General features: G+C 66.4%; 22 protein-coding genes. 5 read left to right on the top strand and 17 right to left on the bottom strand.

The window, feature by feature from the left end; all coding sequences use genetic code 11:
- The first annotated feature begins 25 nt into the window (after positions 1–25).
- The gene (locus tag ACFWP0_RS03215) at positions 26–160 is read left to right on the top strand and encodes a hypothetical protein (RefSeq protein WP_377839605.1); all 135 of its coding nucleotides are present in this window, start codon (positions 26–28) and stop codon (positions 158–160) included.
- A 138-nt stretch (positions 161–298) separates the two neighbouring features.
- On the opposite strand, the gene ACFWP0_RS03210 is transcribed toward ACFWP0_RS03215, so the two are convergent.
- From ACFWP0_RS03210 to ACFWP0_RS03185, 6 genes are all read right to left on the bottom strand, one after another.
- The gene (locus ACFWP0_RS03210) at positions 299–1,357 is read right to left on the bottom strand and encodes a glycosyltransferase family 4 protein (RefSeq protein ID WP_377839603.1); all 1,059 of its coding nucleotides are present in this window, start codon (positions 1,355–1,357) and stop codon (positions 299–301) included.
- Positions 1,354–2,676, bottom strand: coding sequence for a UDP-glucose dehydrogenase family protein (locus tag ACFWP0_RS03205; protein WP_377839602.1), 1,323 nt, complete (start codon positions 2,674–2,676; stop codon positions 1,354–1,356). The genes ACFWP0_RS03210 and ACFWP0_RS03205 overlap by 4 nt, the downstream gene beginning before the upstream one ends.
- 130 nt (positions 2,677–2,806) lie before the next feature.
- The gene (locus tag ACFWP0_RS03200; RefSeq protein ID WP_377839600.1) at positions 2,807–4,195 is read right to left on the bottom strand and encodes an MFS transporter; all 1,389 of its coding nucleotides are present in this window, start codon (positions 4,193–4,195) and stop codon (positions 2,807–2,809) included.
- Positions 4,192–5,565, bottom strand: coding sequence for a bifunctional UDP-N-acetylglucosamine diphosphorylase/glucosamine-1-phosphate N-acetyltransferase GlmU (gene glmU / locus ACFWP0_RS03195; RefSeq protein WP_377839599.1), 1,374 nt, complete (start codon positions 5,563–5,565; stop codon positions 4,192–4,194). The genes ACFWP0_RS03200 and glmU overlap by 4 nt, the downstream gene beginning before the upstream one ends.
- 69 nt (positions 5,566–5,634) lie before the next feature.
- Positions 5,635–6,426 (bottom strand): PhaM family polyhydroxyalkanoate granule multifunctional regulatory protein, encoded by a 792-nt coding sequence (locus ACFWP0_RS03190; RefSeq protein WP_377839597.1) that lies wholly within the window; start codon positions 6,424–6,426, stop codon positions 5,635–5,637.
- Between the two features lie 44 nt (positions 6,427–6,470).
- Positions 6,471–7,115 carry a glycine zipper 2TM domain-containing protein gene (locus tag ACFWP0_RS03185; RefSeq protein ID WP_377839595.1) on the bottom strand — a complete coding sequence of 215 codons (645 nt, stop codon included), beginning with the start codon at positions 7,113–7,115 and terminating at the stop codon, positions 6,471–6,473.
- Between the two features lie 132 nt (positions 7,116–7,247).
- On the opposite strand from ACFWP0_RS03185, the gene ACFWP0_RS03180 reads away from it, so the two are divergent.
- A complete protein-coding gene (locus ACFWP0_RS03180; RefSeq protein WP_377839594.1) occupies positions 7,248–7,466 on the top strand; it encodes a DUF3717 domain-containing protein in 219 nt (72 codons plus the stop codon).
- A gap of 12 nt (positions 7,467–7,478) precedes the next feature.
- On the opposite strand, the gene ACFWP0_RS03175 is transcribed toward ACFWP0_RS03180, so the two are convergent.
- The 5 genes from ACFWP0_RS03175 to ACFWP0_RS03155 all read right to left on the bottom strand — a co-directional run bounded on the left by ACFWP0_RS03175 (position 7,479) and on the right by ACFWP0_RS03155 (position 11,596).
- Positions 7,479–8,084: an SCO family protein gene (locus ACFWP0_RS03175; protein WP_377839593.1), complete on the bottom strand. Its 606-nt coding sequence runs from the start codon at positions 8,082–8,084 to the stop codon at positions 7,479–7,481.
- Positions 8,085–8,101: 17 nt separating this feature from the next.
- On the bottom strand, positions 8,102–8,995 hold the full coding sequence (gene cyoE / locus ACFWP0_RS03170; RefSeq protein ID WP_377839592.1) for a heme o synthase: 894 nt from the start codon (positions 8,993–8,995) through the stop codon (positions 8,102–8,104).
- An 8-nt stretch (positions 8,996–9,003) separates the two neighbouring features.
- Positions 9,004–10,044 carry a heme A synthase gene (locus tag ACFWP0_RS03165; RefSeq protein ID WP_377839591.1) on the bottom strand — a complete coding sequence of 347 codons (1,041 nt, stop codon included), beginning with the start codon at positions 10,042–10,044 and terminating at the stop codon, positions 9,004–9,006.
- Between the two features lie 83 nt (positions 10,045–10,127).
- Complete coding sequence (locus tag ACFWP0_RS03160) at positions 10,128–10,709, bottom strand: SCO family protein (RefSeq protein WP_377839645.1); 582 nt, start codon at positions 10,707–10,709, stop codon at positions 10,128–10,130.
- Between the two features lie 71 nt (positions 10,710–10,780).
- Positions 10,781–11,596 (bottom strand): SURF1 family protein, encoded by an 816-nt coding sequence (locus tag ACFWP0_RS03155; RefSeq protein ID WP_377839589.1) that lies wholly within the window; start codon positions 11,594–11,596, stop codon positions 10,781–10,783.
- 36 nt (positions 11,597–11,632) lie between these two features.
- Between ACFWP0_RS03155 and ACFWP0_RS03150 the strand changes: the two genes are divergently transcribed.
- The gene (locus ACFWP0_RS03150) at positions 11,633–11,833 is read left to right on the top strand and encodes a twin transmembrane helix small protein (RefSeq protein WP_008166451.1); all 201 of its coding nucleotides are present in this window, start codon (positions 11,633–11,635) and stop codon (positions 11,831–11,833) included.
- Positions 11,834–11,997: 164 nt separating this feature from the next.
- Here the strand turns inward: ACFWP0_RS03150 and ACFWP0_RS03145 are convergent, their stop codons facing one another.
- From ACFWP0_RS03145 to coxB, 5 genes are all read right to left on the bottom strand, one after another.
- On the bottom strand, positions 11,998–12,873 hold the full coding sequence (locus ACFWP0_RS03145) for a cytochrome c oxidase subunit 3 (RefSeq protein WP_171666390.1): 876 nt from the start codon (positions 12,871–12,873) through the stop codon (positions 11,998–12,000).
- Positions 12,874–12,910: 37 nt separating this feature from the next.
- The gene (locus ACFWP0_RS03140) at positions 12,911–13,135 is read right to left on the bottom strand and encodes a DUF2970 domain-containing protein (protein WP_006392371.1); all 225 of its coding nucleotides are present in this window, start codon (positions 13,133–13,135) and stop codon (positions 12,911–12,913) included.
- A 9-nt stretch (positions 13,136–13,144) separates the two neighbouring features.
- Positions 13,145–13,270, bottom strand: coding sequence for a cytochrome oxidase small assembly protein (locus tag ACFWP0_RS03135; RefSeq protein WP_377839588.1), 126 nt, complete (start codon positions 13,268–13,270; stop codon positions 13,145–13,147).
- 31 nt (positions 13,271–13,301) lie between these two features.
- Positions 13,302–14,909 (bottom strand): cytochrome c oxidase subunit I, encoded by a 1,608-nt coding sequence (gene ctaD / locus ACFWP0_RS03130; RefSeq protein WP_377839587.1) that lies wholly within the window; start codon positions 14,907–14,909, stop codon positions 13,302–13,304.
- 104 nt (positions 14,910–15,013) lie between these two features.
- Positions 15,014–16,171, bottom strand: a complete 1,158-nt coding sequence (gene coxB, locus ACFWP0_RS03125) for a cytochrome c oxidase subunit II (RefSeq protein WP_377839585.1) — start codon at positions 16,169–16,171, stop codon at positions 15,014–15,016.
- A gap of 291 nt (positions 16,172–16,462) precedes the next feature.
- Between coxB and ACFWP0_RS03120 the strand changes: the two genes are divergently transcribed.
- Complete coding sequence (locus ACFWP0_RS03120; protein WP_377839583.1) at positions 16,463–17,269, top strand: NUDIX domain-containing protein; 807 nt, start codon at positions 16,463–16,465, stop codon at positions 17,267–17,269.
- 2 nt (positions 17,270–17,271) lie between these two features.
- On the opposite strand, the gene ACFWP0_RS03115 is transcribed toward ACFWP0_RS03120, so the two are convergent.
- Positions 17,272–19,971, bottom strand: coding sequence for a cation:proton antiporter (locus ACFWP0_RS03115; protein ID WP_377839581.1), 2,700 nt, complete (start codon positions 19,969–19,971; stop codon positions 17,272–17,274).
- A 197-nt stretch (positions 19,972–20,168) separates the two neighbouring features.
- On the opposite strand from ACFWP0_RS03115, the gene cpdA reads away from it, so the two are divergent.
- Positions 20,169–21,008, top strand: coding sequence for a 3',5'-cyclic-AMP phosphodiesterase (gene cpdA, locus ACFWP0_RS03110; protein ID WP_377839578.1), 840 nt, complete (start codon positions 20,169–20,171; stop codon positions 21,006–21,008).
- Positions 21,009–21,144: the final 136 nt, after the last annotated feature.

The following is a 21,144-nucleotide window of genomic DNA, read 5'->3' as shown; positions in this document are numbered from 1 at the left end:
CTCAACGCCCCCCTACGGGAAAGCGGTGAACCCGGCGGATATTGCCGCCGCATTGCGCTCCGGCGACCTGTCGTCCGTGCCTGGCGATGAGTTGGCGCAAGAGCTGCTTGCCAACATGTTCTTCGAACTGGAACCGGCGTTCATCGGCCGGGCCAGCTAGGAAGCCGGCGTCCGGCTTGAAGAGGCGCAAGCGCTTTATCAACAGGCCCGCAAGCAGTTTGGGTTGCCCCGGGCCTCGCGGTGGGAAGACGCAATGGAGGGGGTGCGGTGATGGGTGTCTCGCACCCCCCACGAGAGCCTAACGCCGTCCGAGTAAACGCTCGAACTGCGCCAGATACCGGTTCCCCATCTTCTGCACGTCGTGCTCGTTGCGCACGTACTCATACGCGCGCTCGGTGATTTCCTGGCGGAACGCCGCGTCGTCCAGGCAGCGCGCCATGCCGGCGGCCATCGCCTGGTGGTCGCCCACGGCGCACAGCACGCCGCGCCCGTCGGCCAGGCTTTCCTTCAGGCCCCCGGCGTCGGTGGACACCACCGGGACGCGCTGCAGGAAGGCGTCCAGCACGCTGCTGCCCAGGGCCTCTTCCTCGGAGCTCATGACGAACACATCGAGGATGCTGTAGAAATCCTCGACGCCTTTGCGAAAGCCCGCGAAGCGGTACACGTCTTCGATGCCGAGCTTGCGCGCTTCGTCCTTGGCCTGCTGTTCGCGGTCGCCGCCGGCGCCGAAGTGCAGGAAGACGAAGTCGCGGCGCGTCCTGGCCAGTTCGCCCACGGCGCGCACCAGGGTGACCGGGTCCTTGTCGCGGATGAGCGCGGCGGAGGTCGCCATGACCTTTTTGCCGCTCAGGTCGAATTCGCGCACCAGGTTGGCGACGTTTTCGGCGTTGATCTCGTGAGGCTCGACCGCGCTGCGGATGATGACGGGCTCGATGCCGAGGCGGCGCGGTTCGCCCGCGGCCATCTCGCTGATGGCCACGAACAGGTTCGCGCGGCGCCACTTGAAGCCGGTCTTCCATTCATCGCCCGGCTTGACCACGAACGACGTGCGGCGCGAAAACACCACCGGGCTGCGATGCAGCCATTTGGTCAGCACCGCCCACGTAATGGTGTTGGCGGTCTGCGCGTGGATGATGTCGTAGCGGCCGGCGCCGGCCAGGAAGGCCAGCTGGCCGGGCACGTTGCGGCAGGTATGGGCCACAAAGCCCTCCTGGCGGGCGCGCTCGGCCAGCGGCGCGCCTTCGCGGCACATCACCTCGACCTCGTGGCCCGCCTTGCGGAAGGCGCGCATGCAATACAGCGTCTGGCGTTCGCCGCCGCGCCAGCCTTTCTCGAAGTTCAGCTGCAGGATCTTCATGCGCGCCCGATGCCCGAGTACTCGAAGCCCAGGCCGCGCACGTCGGCGGGCGTATAGAGGTTGCGGCCGTCGATGATCAGCGGGGTCTTGAGCAGGGCCCTGACGCGGTCGAAGTCGGGCGCGCGGAAGACCTTCCATTCGGTGGCGATCAGCAGCGCGTCCGCGCCGTCCAGCGCGTCGTACATGTCGGTGGCAAAGCCGACGCCGGGCTGGCCGGCCAGCACGCGGGCGGCCTCGTGCATGGCGACGGGATCATAGGCGCGCACCTCGGCGCCGCGGCGCGTCAGTTCGGCGATGACCGTCAGGCTGGGCGCTTCGCGCATGTCGTCGGTATTGGGCTTGAAGGACAGGCCCCACAAGGCGATCTTGCGGCCGCGCAGGTCTTCGCCAAAGCGTTCGACCAGCTTTTCGGACAGGCGGAATTTCTGCGCATGGTTCGCGGCCTCGGCCGCTTCGATGACGCGCATGGGCAGGGCGTGCTCGGCGGCGGTATTGACCAGCGCCTGCACGTCCTTGGGGAAGCACGAGCCGCCGTAGCCCGCGCCGGGGTACAGGAAGTGATAGCCGATGCGCGGGTCGGCGCCTATGCCGCGGCGCACCTGCTCGATGTCCGCGCCCAGGACTTCGGCCAGGTTCGCCATTTCGTTCATGAACGAAATGCGCGTGGCCAGCATGGCGTTGGCGGCGTACTTGGTCAGCTCGGCGGAGCGCACGTCCATCACCATCAGGCGGTCGTGCGTGCGCTGGAAAGGCTCGTAGATGCGGCGCATGACGCCGACGGTGTATTCGTCGTCCGCGCCGACGACCACGCGGTCGGGGCTCATGAAGTCGTTGATGGCGGCCCCTTCCTTCAGGAATTCGGGGTTGGACGCCACGCTGAAGGGGATGTCCACGCCGCGCGCGGCCAGTTCGCCTGCCACCACGGCCCGCACCTTGTCGGCCGTGCCGACGGGCACGGTGGACTTGTCCACGATCAGCTTGCGCGACGTCATGTGGCGCGCGATGTTCTGCGCGGCCGCCAGCACGTACTTCAGGTCGGCGGACCCGTCTTCGCCCGGCGGGGTGCCCACGGCGATGAACTGCACGTCGCCGAAAGCCACGCTCTGCGCCACGTCATCCGTGAAATGCAGGCGGCCCGCCTGCACGTTGCGGCGCACCAGGTCTTCCAGGCCGGGTTCGTAGATGGGGATGCCGCCCTGGCGCAGCAGCGCGATCTTGGCGGCGTCCACGTCCAGACACATGACGTCATTGCCCATGTCGGCCAGGCATGCTCCCGACACCAAACCCACGTAACCGGTACCCACGACCGTGATCTTCATGCCTGAACGCCTTCCAAATAGGTAATTTTCGCGCGCGGCCTACGGAACCGGGCGCCGGCCGCCATTATAGAAGCGGCCGGGAACCGGGGCCTGTTCCCGCGAAATCGGCCCCGCGGGACGCTGGCGCCGCCTAGACCCGCAGCTTGCTGAAGCGGACAGTGTTGACCACCACCGCCAGGGCGGCGCAGACCGTCCCCAGCACCAGGGCCAGCCCCGGACCGTGGGCGGCGCTGACGCTGAACGCAATGGCGACCAACGCGGTGCCGAAGCTCTGGCCGAAGACCCGCGTGGTGGCCTGCAGGCCGCCCGCCGCGCCGCTGCGCGAGCGGGGCGCGGCCGACAGCAGGGCCCGGTTGTTGGGCGTCTGGAAAAAGCCGAAGCCCACGCCCGCCACGAACATGCCGATGACGATCACCCAGTTCGACGCCGAGGACGGCAGCACGGACAGCCACAGCATTCCAGCCACCATCGTGGCGGCCCCCACGCCGCTCAGGGTGGCGGCGGAGTAGCGGTCGGACAGGCGGCCGGCCAGCGGCGCGATGATGGCCGTGCCCACGGGCCAGGCGCCCATCAGCATGCCCACCTCCAGGTAGGGCCGGCCCAGCACCTGCTGGAAGTAGAACGGCAGCGACACGTACGACGCCATCTGCGCCGCGAAGGTGCAGGCCGACGCGCCCACGGCGAACGCCAGCGGGCGGATGCGCAAGAGATCCACGGGAACCAGCGGCGCGGTCTGCCCGCTGGCCCGGCGCACCAGCACCAGGCCCGCCACCGACGCGATGGCCACCAGGCCGATTCCGCGCAGCAGGTCCTCGCCCATCATGTCGATGCCTGAAATGAACACGCCCAGCGTAGCCATGCAGAGCAGGGCGCTGATCCAGTCCAGCTTCACGTTGTTGCGCGGCACTTCCGGCAGGTGGCGCAGGCCCAGCATCGCCAGCGCGCAGATGGGCAGGTTGACCGCGAAGATCCATGGCCACGGCGCCACCGACAGGATGGCCGAGCCGATGGTGGGTCCCAGCACCGACATGATGGCCACCGTGGTGGCGTTGATGCTGATGCCGCGGCCCAGCATCTTGAGCGGATAGATGTTGCGCACCAGGCCGCCGAACATGCACATCAGCGTGGCCGCGCCCACCCCTTGGAACACCCGCGCCGCGGTCAGCTGCCACAGCGTGCCGGCCAGGGCGCACCCCAGCGAGGCCAGCGTGAACAGCACCAGTCCGAAGGTGAACATGCGGCGAAAGCCGATGCGCTCGGCCAGCGCCGACAGCGGCAGCAAGGCCATCACCACCGCCAGGTTGTAGGCGTTGACGATCCAGACCGCCTGGGCCGGCGAGGCGTTGAGGTCGACCGCGATCGTGGGCAGCGCCACGTTGGCGATGGTGGTGTCCAGCACCGACAGGCTGATGCCCGTCATCACGGTGGCCGCCGCCCAATACCGGCGCGGCGTCGGCAGGCCGTCGGGCTGGGCGGGCCTGGCCCCCCCGCCCGACGCCTGGTCGCTCTCCGGCGTCACGATTTCTTGACCGGGCGCTGCCATCCGTCGACGGTGAGTTGCTTGGGACGCGACACCGTCAGCTTGTCGGCCGGCGCATCGCGGGTGAGCGTGGTGCCGGCGCCCAGCGTCGCGCCGCGGCCCACGCGCACGGGCGCCACGAGCTGCGTGTCCGAACCGATGAAGGCGTCGTCCTCGATAACGGTGCGATGCTTGTTCACACCGTCATAGTTGCAGGTGATCGTGCCCGCGCCCACATTCACGCGCGCGCCGATGTCGGCGTCGCCAATGTAGGCCAGGTGGTTCGCCTTGCTGTCTTCGCCCAGCACGCTCTTCTTGATCTCGACGAAGTTGCCGACGTGGCTGCGGTCGCCCAGCTCGGCGCCGGGACGCAGGCGGGCATAGGGCCCCACGCGGGCGTCGCGGCCCACCTGGGCCTGCTGCAGGTGGCTGAAGGCTTCGATATGCGTGCCCGGACCGACGCTGACGTCGCGCAGCACGCAATGCGGACCCACGCGCACGCCGTCGCCCAGCGACACCTGGCCTTCGAAGACGCAGCCCACGTCGATGAACACGTCGCGGCCGCAGGTGAGCGAACCGCGCACGTCAAAGCGCGCCGGGTCGGCCAGCGTCACGCCGGCTTCGAGGTGGCGGCGGGCCTGCTCGCCCTGCCAGCGGCGTTCCAGCTCGGCCTGCTGGACCCGGCTGTTCACGCCCAGCGTTTCCCAGGACGCGCCGGGTTGCGCCGCGCCCACGGGCACGTCGTCGACCACGGCCAGCCCGACCACATCGGTCAGGTAGTACTCGCCCTGGGCATTGTTGTTGTCGATGCGGGACAGCCAGTCCTTCAGCTTCGCGGTCGGCGCGCTGAGGATGCCGGTGTTGACTTCCTTGATCAGGCGCTCGGCTTCCGAGGCGTCCTTGTGTTCAACGATGCGGCACACATTGCCCTTGCTGTCGCGCACGATGCGGCCATAGCCGGTGGAATCCGCCAGCACTTCGGTCAGCACGGCGGCGCCCTGGCCGCGGGCGTCCAGCAAGCGCTGCAGGGTTTCGGGCTGCACCAGCGGCACATCGCCGTACAGCACCAGGGTCACGTCGTCCTTGCCGTCGCCGTCCAGCAGCAGCGGCACGGCCTGCTGCACCGCGTGGCCCGTGCCTTGCTGGGGTTGCTGCAGCACGAAGTGCAGGTCGTCCTGGCCTTCGAAAGCCTGTTTGACGCGGTCGGCGCCATGGCCCACCACGACGATCACGCGTGCCGGCTTGAGCTCGCGCGCGCTGTCCAGCACGTGCGCCAGCATCGGCTTTCCAGCCAGCGTGTGCAGTACTTTGGGGAGGTCGGACTGCATGCGTTTACCCAGTCCGGCGGCAAGAATCACTACGTTAAGCATAAGTTCTACAAAGTTGAGAGACGGTGGGGCGGCCTTGCGGCCAGCCCGCGTGTCGATTGAAAGATAAGGTCAGGGCTTGCCTTCGGCAGGCCCGTTTTTCTTGGCGGTCTTGGCGGCGCTCTTGGAGGCGCTGGGCTTGCGGGCCGCCGCCGGCTTGGATGCCTTGGGGTCGGCCTTGGCGCCGGCCTTGGGCTCTTCCGGCTTGGACCTGGATCCGTCGTGCGCGCCAGGCGCTGCGGGATTTGTCGGCATGGAGGCGGCGGTGGCGGCGGCAATCTGGTTGAATTGCTGTTGCAGCAGGTCCCACCACGCCTTGGAAGCAGATTGCGCCGCGGCGCCCATCTGCTCGCTCATGCCCGCCGCCGATTCCGGCGCTGCGGCAGCCGATGCTGCGGCAGCCGACGCTGCTGCGTCCGAGGCATTCTCTGCCTTGGCATTGCCGCCCGCGGGCGCGGCCGTCTTTTTGGGCGCGGGCTTGAGGCCCAGCACCACCTCCAGCGGCGACGCCGCGCCGCTGTCGCGGACCGCGCTCATGTCCATATTGGCCGCGCTGTCCACGAAGGCGCGCAGCGTGCTGATGGTGGAGCGCTGCACCTCCATGCCCTGGATGGTGCTCGACAGCATGGTCAGGTTCATGCGCAGCCAGTTTTCCACCGAGCGCAGCTCGGCGATGCGGCGGTCCAGGTCCTCGAGGTTCATCGGCGGCGCCATCGGCAGGCTGCTGGCCAGGCCGCCGGGGCCCGTCAGGCCGGCCCACGCCTGGCGCATCATTTCCATGCTGGCCAGCAGCGGATTGCCCGACAAGTCGGAGTTCTGGCCCATGCCGGGTAGGACGAACGGATTGGTGTGTTGGTCGCTCATTCCAGGTCTCCCCAAAGACAGATGGTTGTCGCTGGCAGCCAGGCTCAGCCCGGCAGCAGCTGGTTATTCTCCACGCGCACATGGTCGCCGGACGCAAACGCGAACGGCTGCGCGCTGCGGAACTGGCGCGCGCTGCCGTCGCGCATGCGCACCGTGAGCTCATAGTGCGTCACCGTTTGTTGCTGTCTGATATTACGCTCAACTTCACGGCCTGCCAAAGCGCCCCCGACCGCGCCCAGCACGGTCAAGGCCGTCTTGCCGTTGCCTCCGCCAAACTGATTACCCACTACGCCGCCCGCCACGCCGCCGGCAATGGTGCCGACCAGATGGTCGCTGTTGTCCTTGGCGGGCGCCTGCACCTGGCGGACGGACTCGACGACGCCGCAGTTCGCGCAGGCCTGCTGCGCAGGAACAGGCGCGGGACGTGCCGCCGGCGGCGAAGCCGGGGCCGGAGCCGGGCGCGCCTGCTGCGCCTGCTGCGGCTGCGCGGGCGCGGGCGCCAGGTTGGCGCCTTCCGGTCCGGCCTCGGCCACGGGCTCGTCGGCATGGGGGTTGGCCGAGGGCGTGGGCAGCCAGCCCATCACCGCGGCCACGCCGACCGAGCACATGACGATGACCGCGATCGCCGCGGCGGCGACCAGCGGATGCAGGCCGCGGCGCGAAGAGTCGGTTCGGGTGGATGTATTCATGACGATGCTCCATCGTAGCTAACCGGCAGTGGTATAGCACCCGGGCGCGGTTTCGGCATGTTGCGATGGTGACGCTTCTTTGCAGGGCGAACGGCGGGTGGACAGCATTGCCCATTCGTGGACAATAGGCGCATGGATCCCATCACCCTGCCCCAGCTCGAACAGGCGATCAACTACTGGCGCAACGTGTCGCCATCGGTCGGCGAAGAGTCGCGCCTGTGCCCCGAGGCAGCCGCGCTGGCCACGCCCTATGCGCTGATGATCATGGCGCACCGGCGCGAGATCCCCCTTGCCGAGCTCAGCGACAAGGCCCGCGCCGCGTTGGACAACTGGGCGGCGGCGGGCGCCTGAGCCCGCGCCGCGTCAACCCTTGAGCAGGGCCTGGATGTCCTGCACCAGGGCGTCGACCCCGATGTTGTTGTTGGCCAGGACGCGCGATTCGCCCTTGCCGTCCAGCAGATAGAACGCGGCCGTGTGGTCCATCGTATAGCTGCCGTCCTTGGTGGGCGCCTTGGCGTAGTAGGCCTTGAACGAGGCGGCGGCCTTCTTGACCTGGTCCGGCGTGCCGGTCAGGCCCAGGAAGCGCGGGTCGAACGCGGTGATGTACTGCTTGAGCACCTCGGGCGTGTCGCGTTCAGGGTCCACGGTGATCAGCAGCACCTGCACGCGCTCGGCGTCCGGACCCAGCTTCTTCATGACTTCGGTCAGTTCGGCCAGCGACGTGGGGCACACGTCTGGACACTGCGTGAAACCGAAGAACACGACAACGACCTTGCCGGCGAAGTCGGAGAGCTGGCGCGTCTTGCCGTTGTGGTCGGACAGCTCCAGGCCGCGGCCCAGCTGCGTGCCGGCAATGTCGCTGCCCTTGAACGTGGGCGCGCTCTCGCCGCAGGCGGCCAGGGCGGCGGTCAAGGCGGCGGCTGCGCCCAGGCGCAGGGCCAGCCGGCGGCTGGCGGAAAACACGGACATCAACAACCTCCAGGGGGTCAGCGCAACAGGCCGACCCAGTGGTCCACCAGCAGAGCGCCAAAGAGCAGCGCCAGGTAGAGAATGGAAAAACGGAACATACTGCGCGCCAGCGCATCGCTGTACTCGCGGTACAGGCGCCAGGCGTACGAAACGAACATGCCGCCCAGCACCAGGGCCGACAGCAGATAGAGCTCTCCGCTCATGCGGATGGCGTAGGGCAACAGCGTGGTCGCCATCAGCGCCAGGCTGTAGAGCAGGATGTGCAGGCGCGTGAATTTATTGCCGTGCGTCACCGGCAGCATGGGCAGGCCGGCCTTGGCGTAATCGTGGTTGCGATACAGCGCCAGCGCCCAGAAATGCGGCGGCGTCCAGATGAAGATGATCAGGACCAGGACCCAGGCCTCGGCCGGCACGGAGTCCGCCACGGCGGCCCAGCCCAGGGCCGGCGGCATGGCGCCCGACAGGCCGCCGATCACGATATTCTGCGGCGTGCGCGGCTTGAGGATGACCGTATAGATGACAGCGTAGCCCACAAAAGTGGCGAAAGTCAGCCACATGGTCAGGGGGTTGACCAGGGTGTAGAGCACGAACATGCCCGCGCCGCCCAGCAGCCCGGACAGGCTCAGCACCTGGAATGCCGAAATGGTGCCCCGGGCGGTGGCGCGGCGTGCCGTGCGCAGCATGCGCGAATCCACTTCCTGCTCGATCAGGCAATTGATGGCGAACGCGGCAGCGGCCAGCAGCCAGATGCCGATGGTGCCGAACAGCACGCGGCGCATGTCCGGAATTCCCGGGGCGGCGAGGAACATGCCGATCACGGCGCAAAACACCGCCAGCTGCGTCACACGCGGCTTGGTGAGGACGAGGTACTGGCGGAACAATCCGGATTGAGGAGCGGCAAGACTGGTCATAGTGGACCCTATTTTAAACTCGCACCAAATTGGGGTCGTAGCGCCCCCGCCGGCACGCTTCCGGCCGTGGACAAACGCACCATCAATACCACCGCGGCCAAGGTCAGGCCGGCGGCGCCCCCATTGTGCAGCACCGCGATCAGCAGCGGCCATTGGAAGAAGATTGTGGTCAGGCCGGTCAGCAGTTGCGCGGCCAGGAGGGCCAGCATCAAGGTGGCGGGTCCGCGCAAGCCGGCTTCGGCGCGCAGCCGCCACGCCAGGATGCCCAGGTAGATGAACACCACGAAGGCGAAATTGCGGTGGACCCAGTGGATCGCCGTCAGCGCGGGCTGGGAGATCATCTCGCCGGAAGGCAGTTCGCCCAGGCCCCGGATGACCGAATAGCCGCCGTGGAAGTCCATCTCGGGCACCCACTGGCCGTGGCACATGGGGAAATCCATGCAGGCCAGCGCGGCATAGTTGGTGCTGACCCAGCCGCCCAAGGTCACCTGCACCAGCAGCAGCCCAAAGCCCCCCGCCACCCAGGGCTTCCAGCGCGCGGCCGCGGCACTCACCGGCTGGTGCGGGCGTTCGCGCGCGGACAGCCAGGTCATCAGCGCCAGCACCGACAGGCCGAACACCAGGTGCGCGGTCACGACCGCGGGCATCAGCTTGTGCGTCACGGTCCAGGCCCCGAAGGCGCCCTGCACGCACACGGCCACCAGGGTCGCGACGGCCAGCGCCGGCGAGCGGCCCAGTTCGCGGCGGTAGCGCCAGGCCATGTAGACGATGCCGATGATCAGCATGCCGAGAATGGTGCCGACGTAGCGGTGGATCATTTCGATCCAGGCCTTGGACAGGGTCACCGGCCCGAAGGGCATGGCCTGCGACGCCTCGTGTATGTCGCCCATCGCGCCCAGCGGCGTCGCGCTGCCGTAGCAGCCCGGCCAGTCGGGGCAGCCCAGGCCGGAATCCGTCAGGCGCACGAAGGCGCCGAACATGATCAGATCCAGCGTCAGAAACCAGGTGAAGAAGACGAGCTTGCGATAACGCGCTTTGATGCGTTCCATATCAACCAAAAAAAGAAAATGCCCACACGCCGCACGCCCTTCAGGCGCTGTTTCCTCGGGACGGCGCGGCGGGAAAAAAACCTTCAACCAATGCGCGAGTTATAGACCAGCTTGCTGATGTCCTTGCGCACCTTCACGCCATCCGCCTCGGCAGGGTACTGCATCATCAGGTTGCCCAGCGGATCGATCACCCAGATGGGCTCCTGCAGGCCGGGCTGGCCGGCGGCCGCGTCGCGCGCCAGCAGGAACCGCGCCAATTGGTCCGGGTCCACGCGCACCATGACCGTGCCCTTGTAGGCTTCCAGCACCTTGTCCGGCACGGGCGCATCGTCCGTGATGAACCAGACGCGGGCCAGGCGGTCGACGTTCTTGCCCTGGCTGGCGTGGCTGTTGCGGGTGATGAACAGCTTGCGCGCGCAGCTTTCGGGGCAGGCCGCGCCGTCCGCGGCCACCAGCAGCCACTTGCCCTTCAGGCTTTGCAGGTCGAACGGCTTGCCGTCCAGCGTGGTCAGGCGCAGCTCGGCGGCCGCGGGCATCGGCCGCTGCGGCGTCACGAGCGTGCCGTAGTTGCTGGAATCCGTGGGCCACCATTGCGGATTCATGTAGACCACGAATGCGGCGACGATGGGCGCCAGCGAGCACAGGAACACCAGCAGCATGGGCATCAAGGAGCGCTTGCCTGCGGGCTTGTTGGATGAAATGTCGCGAGCCACTTTGTATCCTGAGTAAGCGTTGTTTATCTGCGGGCGCGGGCTCGGGCCTGAGCCCCGCTGTCCCCACGCTGGCGCATGCGCTTGATGGCGCCCCCCAGCACCACCAGCCATGCGATGGCGGCAATCAAGCCAAAAGCGAACCACTGCACTGCATAAGACGTGTTCTGCTGAAAATCCACGGACGGCTGGGGCCAGTCATGCACCAGGCCATCGTCCGGCCCCTTGCCGCCCTGGCTCAGCACCGTAGGCAGGAAGGAAAGGCCCGTGGCCTTGGCATAGGCGTCCAGCGGCAGGTTCTGCACCTGCGGCACGGCCCCGCCCGCCACCGGCAGCGCCGCCGGCAGGCTGGAAGACTCCGGCCCGCCGAGCGACCAAAGTTCGAACATGCGCGGCACGCGCACGGACAGCTCGCCCTCGACGGTCTGGATGCCGTCGGGCGTGGCCGGAAGCCGGGGCTCGCCCTGGCCCTGGATCACGCGCGGCAGCCAGCCGCGCAGCACCAGCACCGCGCGCCGCGTGGAAGCATCCAGCAGCAGCGGCGTGGCCAGCCAATAGCCCGGCTTGCCGTCGTGGTTGCGATTGTCCAGCAGTACACTGAATTCCGGCAGCCAGGTGCCGCTGGCCTGGGCCACCCGCCAGGCCGTCATCTCCGCGGGCGGGGTGGCCGGCGTCAGCACCAGCGGCGTTTGCTTGCGACCCGCTTCGATCGCGTCCAGAATGGCGCGTCGCTCATCGCTGCGACGCAGCTGCCATTGCCCCAGCGACACCAGGATCACCACGGCGATGCCAAGCAGGAGTAGGGCGGCTACCGTGTAGCGTGTGGAATGCGGTCGGGCCATTTGTCTTTGCTAACTCTGATTTGTCTGGAGACCACTATGCGCGTTTTCGTCGTTCTGGCCTTCGTCGGGATCCTGGCCAGTCTGGCATCCGCCCTGGTCTACCTGATGCGGGACAAAGGTACCACCAACCGCACGGTCAACGCGCTGACGGTGCGCATCGGACTGTCGGTCGCCCTGTTCCTGTTTGTGCTGTTCGCCCATCACATGGGCTGGATCGAGAGCACCGGCTTTAGATAGGCGCCCACGGCGCCAGTTCCCCAAGGCCTGCCGGCCCCGGGCCGGGGCATGGGCGCACGCCCCCTCTTCAATAGCCTGAAAGCGCGGCGGGCGCCCGGCCTGCCGCCCGGCGCCCTTCGCGCTTTCCTGTGCCGCAATGACAGCCGGGGTTTTGCCGGCCTGTGTCAGAACCAGTACACGAACAGGTACAGGCCCAGCCACACGACGTCCACAAAGTGCCAATACCAGGCCGCGCCTTCAAAACCGAAGTGGTGGTCGGGCGTGAAGTGGCCACGCATCAGGCGGATCAGGATGACCGTCAGCATGGTGGCGCCCAGGATCACGTGAAAGCCGTGAAAGCCCGTCAGCATGTAGAACAGCGAGCCGTACGCGCCCGAGTTGAACTTGAGGTTCAGTTCGGTATAGGCGTGGATGTACTCAGCGGCCTGACAGGCCACGAAGATGAAGCCCAGGATGACGGTGGCCGCCAGCCAGAACATCGTCTTGTTGCGATGGTTTTCGCGCAGCGCATGGTGGGCGATGGTCAGCGTCACGCCCGAGCTCAGCAGCAGCGCGGTGTTGATCGTGGGCAGCCAGAAGGGGCCGACGGTCTGGAAGGTCTCGACCACGCCGGCCGGGCCGAAGTTCGGCCACGTCGCCTGGAAGTCGGGCCACAGCATCAGACGGTGGTCGATGTCGCCCAGCCACGGCGTCGTGATGGTGCGGGTGTACCAGAGCGCACCGAAGAACGCGGCGAAGAACATCACTTCGGAGAAGATGAACCAGCTCATGCTCCAACGGTAGGAACCGTCGATGCGCTTGCTGTTCAGGCCGGATTCGGATTCGTGGATGGCGTCGCCGAACCAGTAGTACAGCACCACGATCAAGCCGATGAATCCCGCCAGGACGGCCCACTTGCCCGCGCTGACGCCGTTGACCCAGGCGGCGGCGCCCAGGCCCATGAACAACAGCGCCACGGCCGTGCGCACGGGGTGGCCCGAGTCGGCGGGCACGAAGTAGTACGGTGCCTCTTTACCTTGAACCGAGTGGCTTGCACTCATGGCTTTCTCCCTGGTACAGATTTTTAGATTAAATGATTCAAGTCAGGCTGGAAACGGCCCAACGCACAATTAATACCAGCACAGTAACGAAGATTGCCGCTGCCAGCAGTCCGGCCACGATCACGTGGACCGGATTGAGCCTGGCGCTGTCTTCCCGGTATCCCGCGCCCTTGCGGACGCCGAAGAATCCCCACGCCACCGCCTTCATCGTCTGAAGAAAACTCAGCTTGCGCTGGGCGGATTCGCGAAGGTCGTCGCTCATGGCCGTGGCCTAATTGATGGCCGTGCCGGACAGCAGCGCCGAACCGCGAAAGACGGTCCAGGCAAACACGGCAATGACGAAAACCAGAAGAACCAGTCCTGCGATCTTGTTACGACGGCGCTGCTCGGGTGTCATTGCTGTGCTACCTGGAACATTAAAAGCGGGTTCACTTCACTTCGGGCGGCGTTTCGAAGGTGTGGAAAGGCGCGGGCGAAGGCACCGTCCATTCCAGGCCCTCGGCGCCTTCCCACGGCTTGGCCGCGGCGCGTTCGCCCTTGCCCATGTAGCAGCGCACGATCGCCCACAGGAAAATCAGCTGCGACAGGCCAAACCAGAATGCGCCGATGGTGGCGAGCTGATGGAACGTCGTGAACTGCGCGGCGTAATCGGCATAGCGGCGCGGCATGCCCGCCAGGCCCAGGAAGTGCATCGGGAAGAAGGTCACGTTGAACGAGATCAGCGTGGACCAGAAGTGCAGCTTGCCCAGCTTTTCGCTGTACATGCGGCCCGTCCACTTGGGCACCCAGTAATACGCGCCGGCGAACAGGGCGAACAAGGAGCCCGCCACCAGCACATAGTGGAAGTGCGCCACCACGTAGTACGTGTCGTGCACCTGGATGTCGATGGGCGCCACCGACAGGATCAGGCCGGTGAAGCCGCCCATGGTGAACACGAAGATGAAGCCGATCGAGAACAGCATCGGGGTTTCGAACGTCATGGAGCCACGCCACATCGTGGCGACCCAGTTGAACACCTTCACCCCGGTCGGGATGGAGATGAGCATGGTGGCGTACATGAAGTAGAGCTGGCCCGTCACCGGCATGCCCGTCGTGAACATGTGGTGGGCCCACACGATGAACGACAGCACCGCGATGGAGGCGGTGGCGTACACCATCGAGGCATAGCCGAAGAGCTTCTTGCGGGCGAACGCGGGCACGATGGCCGACACGATGCCGAACGCCGGCAAGATCATGATGTAGACCTCGGGATGCCCGAAGAACCAGAACACGTGCTGGTACAGGACCGGGTCGCCGCCGGCGGCCGCATTGAAGAAGCCCGTGCCGAAGTGGCGGTCGGTCAGCACCATGGTGATGGCCGCGGCCAGCACCGGCATCACGGCCAGCAGCAGGAAGGCGGTGATCAGCCAGGTCCAGCAGAACAGCGGCATCTTCATCAGCGTCAGGCCGGGCGCGCGCATGTTCAGCACGGTCACGATGATGTTGATGGCGCCCATGATGGACGAAGCGCCCATGATGTGGATGGCGAAGATGGCCAGGTCCATGCCGGGGCCCATCTGCAGCGACAGCGGCGCATACAGCGTCCAGCCGGCGGCGGTGGCGCCGCCCGGCACGAAGAACGACACCGTCAGCATGATCGCGGCCACCGGCAGCAGCCAGAAGCTGAAGTTGTTCATGCGGGCGAACGCCATGTCGGACGCGCCGATCTGCATCGGGATCATCCAGTTCGCAAAGCCCACGAAGGCCGGCATGATGGCGCCGAACACCATGATGAGGCCGTGCATGGTGGTGAACTGGTTGAAGAGTTCAGGGCGGAAGAACTGCAGGCCCGGCTCGAAGAGCTCGGTGCGCAGCAGCAAGGCCAGCGTGCCGCCTTCAAGAAGCATGACGAACGAGAAGATGAGATACATCGTCCCGATGTCTTTGTGGTTCGTGGCAAAAAGCCACCGGCGCCAGCCCGTGGGCGCGCCGTGGTGGTGGTCATCGTGACCGTGGCCGTGGCCCGGCGACACGTGGTCTACAGTGACGCTGCTCATGATGGACTCCTTCCTGCTGAGTGCCAGCCCCGTTCCACGGGGCGGGCAGGGTATCTCTAACTAAACGGAACCGGTTCTACGGTGAAGGAACGGGACGCGCGCGATCAGCGCGCGGCCGCAATGTCCTTCGGTGGAACCGTCGGGTCCTGCCCCTTGCCGGCATTGCTCCAGGCATGGCGCGTATAGCTGATGACCGCTGCGATCTCGACATCGTTGAGCTGCCCGCCGAACGCCGCCATGGCGGTGCCGGGCTTGCCCTTCAGCACGGTGTTGATCTGGTCCCCCTTGGGGCCCAGAACAACCTTGTCTCCGTCGAGCGGCGGGAAGGAGCCCGGGATGCCCTTGCCGTTGGCCTGGTGACAGGCCACGCAATTCGCCGCGAAAACCTTTTCGCCGCGGGCAACCAGTTCGGCTTCCGTCCACTCTTTATTCGGATCGTCGGCGTTTGCCGCCATCTTCTTCTTTTGGTCTTCAACCCATTTATCGTAGTCGGCTTGCGCCAGGACTTCCACGACGATGGGCATGAAGGCGTGGTCCTTGCCACAGAGTTCCGCGCACTGGCCACGGTAGATGCCGGGCGTGTCGGCATTGAACCAGGCGTCGCGCAGGAATCCGGGGATGGCGTCCTGCTTCACGCCGAAGTCGGGAATCATCCAGGAGTGGATGACGTCCGAGGCGGTGAGGACGACGCGAACCTTCTTGTTCACGGGGACAACCATGTGGTTGTCCACTTCCATCAGATAGAACTCGCCCTTGGGTTCACGGTTCTCGATCTGGGCGCGCGGCGTCGACAGCGTGGAGAGGAACTTGATGCCGGCGGCCGAGCCGTCGAGGTACTCGTACCCCCACTTCCATTGATAGCCGGTGACCTTGACGGTCAGGTCCGCGCTGGAAGTGTCCTTCATGGCGACGACCGTCTTGGTGGCCGGCAGCGCCATGGCGATGACGATGATGAAGGGGATGACTGTCCAGGCGACTTCTACGCCCAGGTGTTCGTGGAAGGTCGCTGCCTTGTGGCCGCGGGACTTCCGGTGCGCCCAGATGGAGTAGAACATCACTCCAAAGACGCCGATGAAAATCACGATACAGATCGTGAGCAGCAACCAATGCAGCCACATGATGTCGCGCGAAATCGCCGTGACGCCTTCATGCAGGTTGAGCTGATTGACCTTCGGGCCGCCGGGCATGTTTTGCACCTGAGCACCGGCCACGCTGCCAATCAGCATCGCACAAGCCCCCAGTATCCCTCTCCACTTCTTCATGCTTACCTCGAAACACGGCGCGAAGGCCCATTCGCTGGTGGCGGAAGTCACCGGGAATCGGGCAACGCGCAATTATTAGATGGCAGGGCGTGGCAGGGAGAATAGAGCGGCCCCTGTCGTTCCCACTCGAAATCACAAAGAAACTGCCGGATTATAGCGGACGCGCAAACAGATGTAAGTTAGCGCCCTTGAATTCATCGGGCCCGCCCCCATCTGGGCGCGCCCTCTTGACCGCGCGCCGTAAACAGGGTGGCATAAAATCGTCGGCAACCTCATCACCATGGCGCCACGATGCATAAGCAGTTGTCCGATTTGTACGCCGCCCTGTGCGCCCGCGCGCAGGAGCCCGCCCCCGAAGGCGCGCGCGCTCTATATATAGCGGGGCGCCGCTGCGGCTGGGCCACGCACGCCGCCTGCGATGCGCTGCGCGGCACGCCGCGCATGGATTCGGACGACGTCGCGCTGCGCATCGGCGAGGGCATGGCGCCGGGCAAGGAGCTCGACGCCGTGCTGGAACAGGCCGCCGAACTGTTGCGCCAAGCCAACTGCCTGCGCGGCTGGCGCGATGAATTGCTGGACGTGATGGACGGCGACCGCGCGCTGGGCGTGATCGAACGCGCGGCCGTGCGGCCCCTGGGCCTGCTGACCAAGGCCGTGCATCTGAATGCCTGGACGCCGGACGGCCGCCTGTGGGTGGCGCGGCGCTCGCTCAGCAAGTCCACCGATCCCGGTATGTGGGACACCCTGGTGGGCGGACTGGCCGGCAGCGGCGAGGACCTGGAACTGGCGCTCGTGCGCGAATGCGGCGAAGAGGCGGGGCTGGACGCGCCCGACCTGGCGCAGCGTTCGCCCCTGCGCACCATCCTGCGAATCCATCGCCGCCTGCCCGAGGGCTATCAGGTGGAAGATGTGCTGACCAGCACCTGCGTGCTGGCGCCGGACGCCCGGCCCGCCAACCGCGACGGCGAGGTCATGGAGATCGCCACCGTCGACGTGGCCACGGCCGTGCACCGGATCAGGGAAGGCGAATTCACGCTGGAAGCGGCGCTGGTGCTCATCGAAGACATCATGCGGCGCGAGGGCGCGGGCAAGGCCTGAACTCAGCGTGGCGCCGTCTCCGGCGTTCCCAGCACCGCGTCTCCCGGCGTCTCGTCCCCGCGGGTCTCCACCCCCCGCAACTCGCGCGCCGCGCGCGCATCCTCACCGGCTTCGGGAGCGCTGACGCCCGCCGCTTCCGCGGCTTCGGCCGCCTGCGCGGGGCTGGGCGCCGAGGCCGGCGCGGGCGTCGGGGCGGGCGCGGCGTTGGACGCCTGCGAAAACTGCTTCCAGACCTCGATGGCGCGCAGCCGCTGCTTGGCCACGACCTGAATGCGCTCGCGCAGATTCTCATCGCGCGCCAGCAGCGCGTGGAAGTCCCGCGACGACAGCATCAGCAGCTTGCTGTAGCCCAGCGACGTCACATCGGGCGTGAGCTGCTGTTCGCCCAGCAGGCCGAGTTCGCCGAAGAACTCGCCGCTGCCCAGTTCGATCATGGTGTTGTCGGGCAGGTGCACGGCCACGGCGCCCGAAGCCACGAAGCACATTTCCTCGCCGTGCCGGCCCTGGGTCAGGACTCGCTGATCGGGCAGGGACAGGCGCGGCTTGAGCAGCTTGCTGATGGCGCGCAGGGAGTCGGGCGACAGGCCTTCGAACAGGGGCACGCGCTTGATGAGCTCGGCCGCGCTCATTTCGATGTCCAGCGGCGGATGCTTGTCGATATGCGCCCAGCGGCTCTTCAATTGCTCCATCAGGTCGGCGTACACCTCGCCGCTGATCAGGAACTGCTCAAGCATGTCGCGGTAACGGATGCGCTCGAGCTCGCGGGCGACGCGGCCCAGATAGCTTTCCTGCAGCCACTGCGCGTACGACGGATACTGCAGGTTCAGGGCCTGCATGGCGTTTTCGATCAAGTCCAGTCGGCGCTGGTGCAGGGACACGATGCGCTGCGTCGCTTCCTCGCCCAGCAGCGGCGTGATCTGTTCGCGGGCAAAGACGATCAGGCGCTGCGCGACCGACCGCTTGCTCATCAGGTTGGCGAAACGCTGGCCGAGCTCTCGCGCCAGCCAGCCCTGGAACCCGAACACGTAGTGCAGGCGCAAGGCCAGGCGGAAGGCGGTGGAGTAGCGCACGTCGGCCACGATGGCGCGCTCGAAGCCGGGCACGCCGCCCAGCCGGATCGCGTCTTCCAGCCGCTCCGCCCGCGCCAGCAGCGCTTCGGCCATGCGCCAATCCACGATCTGCGCCTTCAGGATGTCGAAGAACATTTCCTCTTCGCGCTGCGCCACGATGGCCAGCCCCACCGCCACGCGCTGCTCGTCGCTCATCTGGCTGACCTGGCCGTCGTGCACGCTGGCCAGGCTGGCGTCGAACACGGCGCGGATGCGATCGCGGACCTCGTTGCCGATGTGTTCGGTCTTGGCCACCTCGTCCGTCTTGCCCTGCAGGTCTTCCAGCGCCACGGCCAGCACCTGGTTGCGGATGGTGCGTTCCACCGACGACAGCTGGTTCAGCCCCAGCATGCGGATCAGCGGCCGCAGGCTGATGCCGTTGACGAATAAGGTCATCAGCACGAAACCCGTGGTGGCCACGGCGATGAACTGGCGCGCCTCTTCGGGCACGCCGGTCTGCTCGGTGACCGCCAGCGCCAGCGCGAGCGAGACGGCTCCGCGCAAGCCGCCCCACAGCATCACCACCTTGTACGGGCGGCTGACCTTGGTGCCCAGCCGGGTCAACCCCAGCAGGGGCAGCAGACCGAAGACCACGATCGCGCGCGCGACCAGGGTCACGACGAACACCACGCCCACCAGCACCAGCTCCTGCCAGTCGGCGGCCGCCATCAGCTTGGGGATCAGCATGGCCGCGAACAGGAAGATCAGCGAGTTCGCCCAGAAGCCAAACTGCCCCCAGGCGCTGGCCAGGTATTCGAAGGTGGTGGGCGACATGCGGGTGCGGCCGGTGGAACCCACCACCAGGCCCGCGATCACGGTGGCGACCACGCCCGAGACATTCAGGTAGTGCTCGGAAATGAAGAAGGAAAGATAGGCCAGCGTCAGCGTCAGCGTGATCTCGGCCGTGGGAAAGCCGCGCAGCCAGGCAAACAGGAAGCAGGCCAGCCGCCCCATGGCAAAACCCGCCACGCCGCCGCCGATGAAGTGGACGATGAAGTCGTTGAAGATTCCGCTGGCGGTCAATTCGCCGTGGCCGCTCAGGACGGCCAGCAGCACGGAATACAGCGCAATGGAGGCCGCGTCGTTAAAGAGGCTCTCGCCCTCGACCAGCGTCGTCAGGCGCTTGGGCGCGCCCACCTCCCGGAAGATGCCGACCACCGCCACCGGGTCCGTCGTCGCCACGATGGCGCCCAGCAGCAGGCAGACCACCAGGCCGTAGGGCGAGATGGCGTCCAGGGTCACACCGACCACCACGGTGCAGACCACCACGGCCACGATGGCCATCATGAGGATGGGGCCGATGTCGTCCATCAGGCGCCGCACGTTCATGGACAGCGCGGTCTCGAACAGCAGCACCGGCAGGAACACCATCAGGAATGTCTCGGACGAAATCTCGAAGCGTTCCAGCGAATCCAGGAAGTCGCCGATCCAGCTCGGCGCCCAGCCGTGCACGTGGATGATGATGCCCAGCAGACAGCCGACAATGGCAAGCAGCACCGAGTACGGCAGCTTGAGGCGACCGGCCAGGGGCGGCATGAAGCAGACCAGTGTGAGCAGGCCGGCCAGGCCAAATACGAGAAAACCAACATCCATGGGTATCGCCGCGTCCCGATCGTAAAGCTTGTGTAAAGTTCCACAAGAATAGCGGCTTTTTTCCGATGCCCGCAGCCGCGGACGGCGGCGAATCATGAAGAACGCACGTTTCGTTACCCCAATGCGGGCTTGCGATACGTGACGCTCCTTGTTTTTTGGGTAATGTGGAATCCACGCAAACTTTGCAGGAGCGGCCCGTGGCCCGCGTCCATTCCCTGGCCCGGCGCCATGATGCGCCCGCCATGCTCGTCCAGTTGACCGATAGCCATTTGTTCGGCGAACCCGACACCATGATGTTGGGCGTCAATACCGACGCGAGCCTGCGCGCCGTGCTGCGCCAGATCGAAGCCGACGGCAAGCACCCCGACCTGCTGCTGGCCACCGGCGACCTGTCGCAAGACGGCGAAGCCGCGGGCTACCGGCGCTTTGCCGACATCCTGTCCGCGGCGGGCGCGCTCGAACGCGCAAGCATCCGCTGCCTGCCCGGCAATCACGACCAGCCGGCCGTGCTTCGCCAGGAACTGCCGCAATGGTCGGCGCCGGTGACCGACGTGGGCGCTTGGCGCGTCGTCACCTTGGATACCACGGTGCCCGGCTCGAATGCCGGCCATTTGGCCGATAGCCAGCTGGACATGCTGGAGGCCGCGCTGGCGGAAGCGCCGGGCCGCCACACGCTGGTGGCGATGCATCACAACCCCATGCAGATCGACAGCCATTGGCATGACTCGATGATGATCGACAACCCGCAGGCGCTGTTCAAACGGCTGACGCACTGGCCGCAGGTGCGCGTGCTGTTATGGGGGCATGTGCATCACGAGTTCGACCGCCGCCGCCACAACCTGCGCATGCTGGCCACGCCATCGACCTGCTTTCAGTTCAGCATTCGCGACGGCAAGCATGTGGTGGACAACATGGCGCCCGGCTACCGGTGGATCAAGCTTTACCAGGACGGATCGATGGCCACGGGCGTGCGCCGCGTGCAGGATGCGCTGTGGCATCCGGCGCTGGCGGCGCCGGACAATGCGCAAGCGGCTTAAGGGAGCGCAGTGCGCGAAGCGTGGGGCTTTTAGTTCTTTTTTTGCATAAAAAACGGGGCACCAGTATGCATGGTGCCCCGCAAGCATCCGTCTCATAGGGGAGGGGAAAGAGGAGAAGCCGAGACGGATGACAAGA

The organism is Achromobacter sp. NPDC058515, assembly GCF_042721735.1.
GTDB lineage: Bacteria > Pseudomonadota > Gammaproteobacteria > Burkholderiales > Burkholderiaceae_B > Achromobacter.
This window is presented reverse-complemented; position numbering and strand designations above follow the sequence as displayed.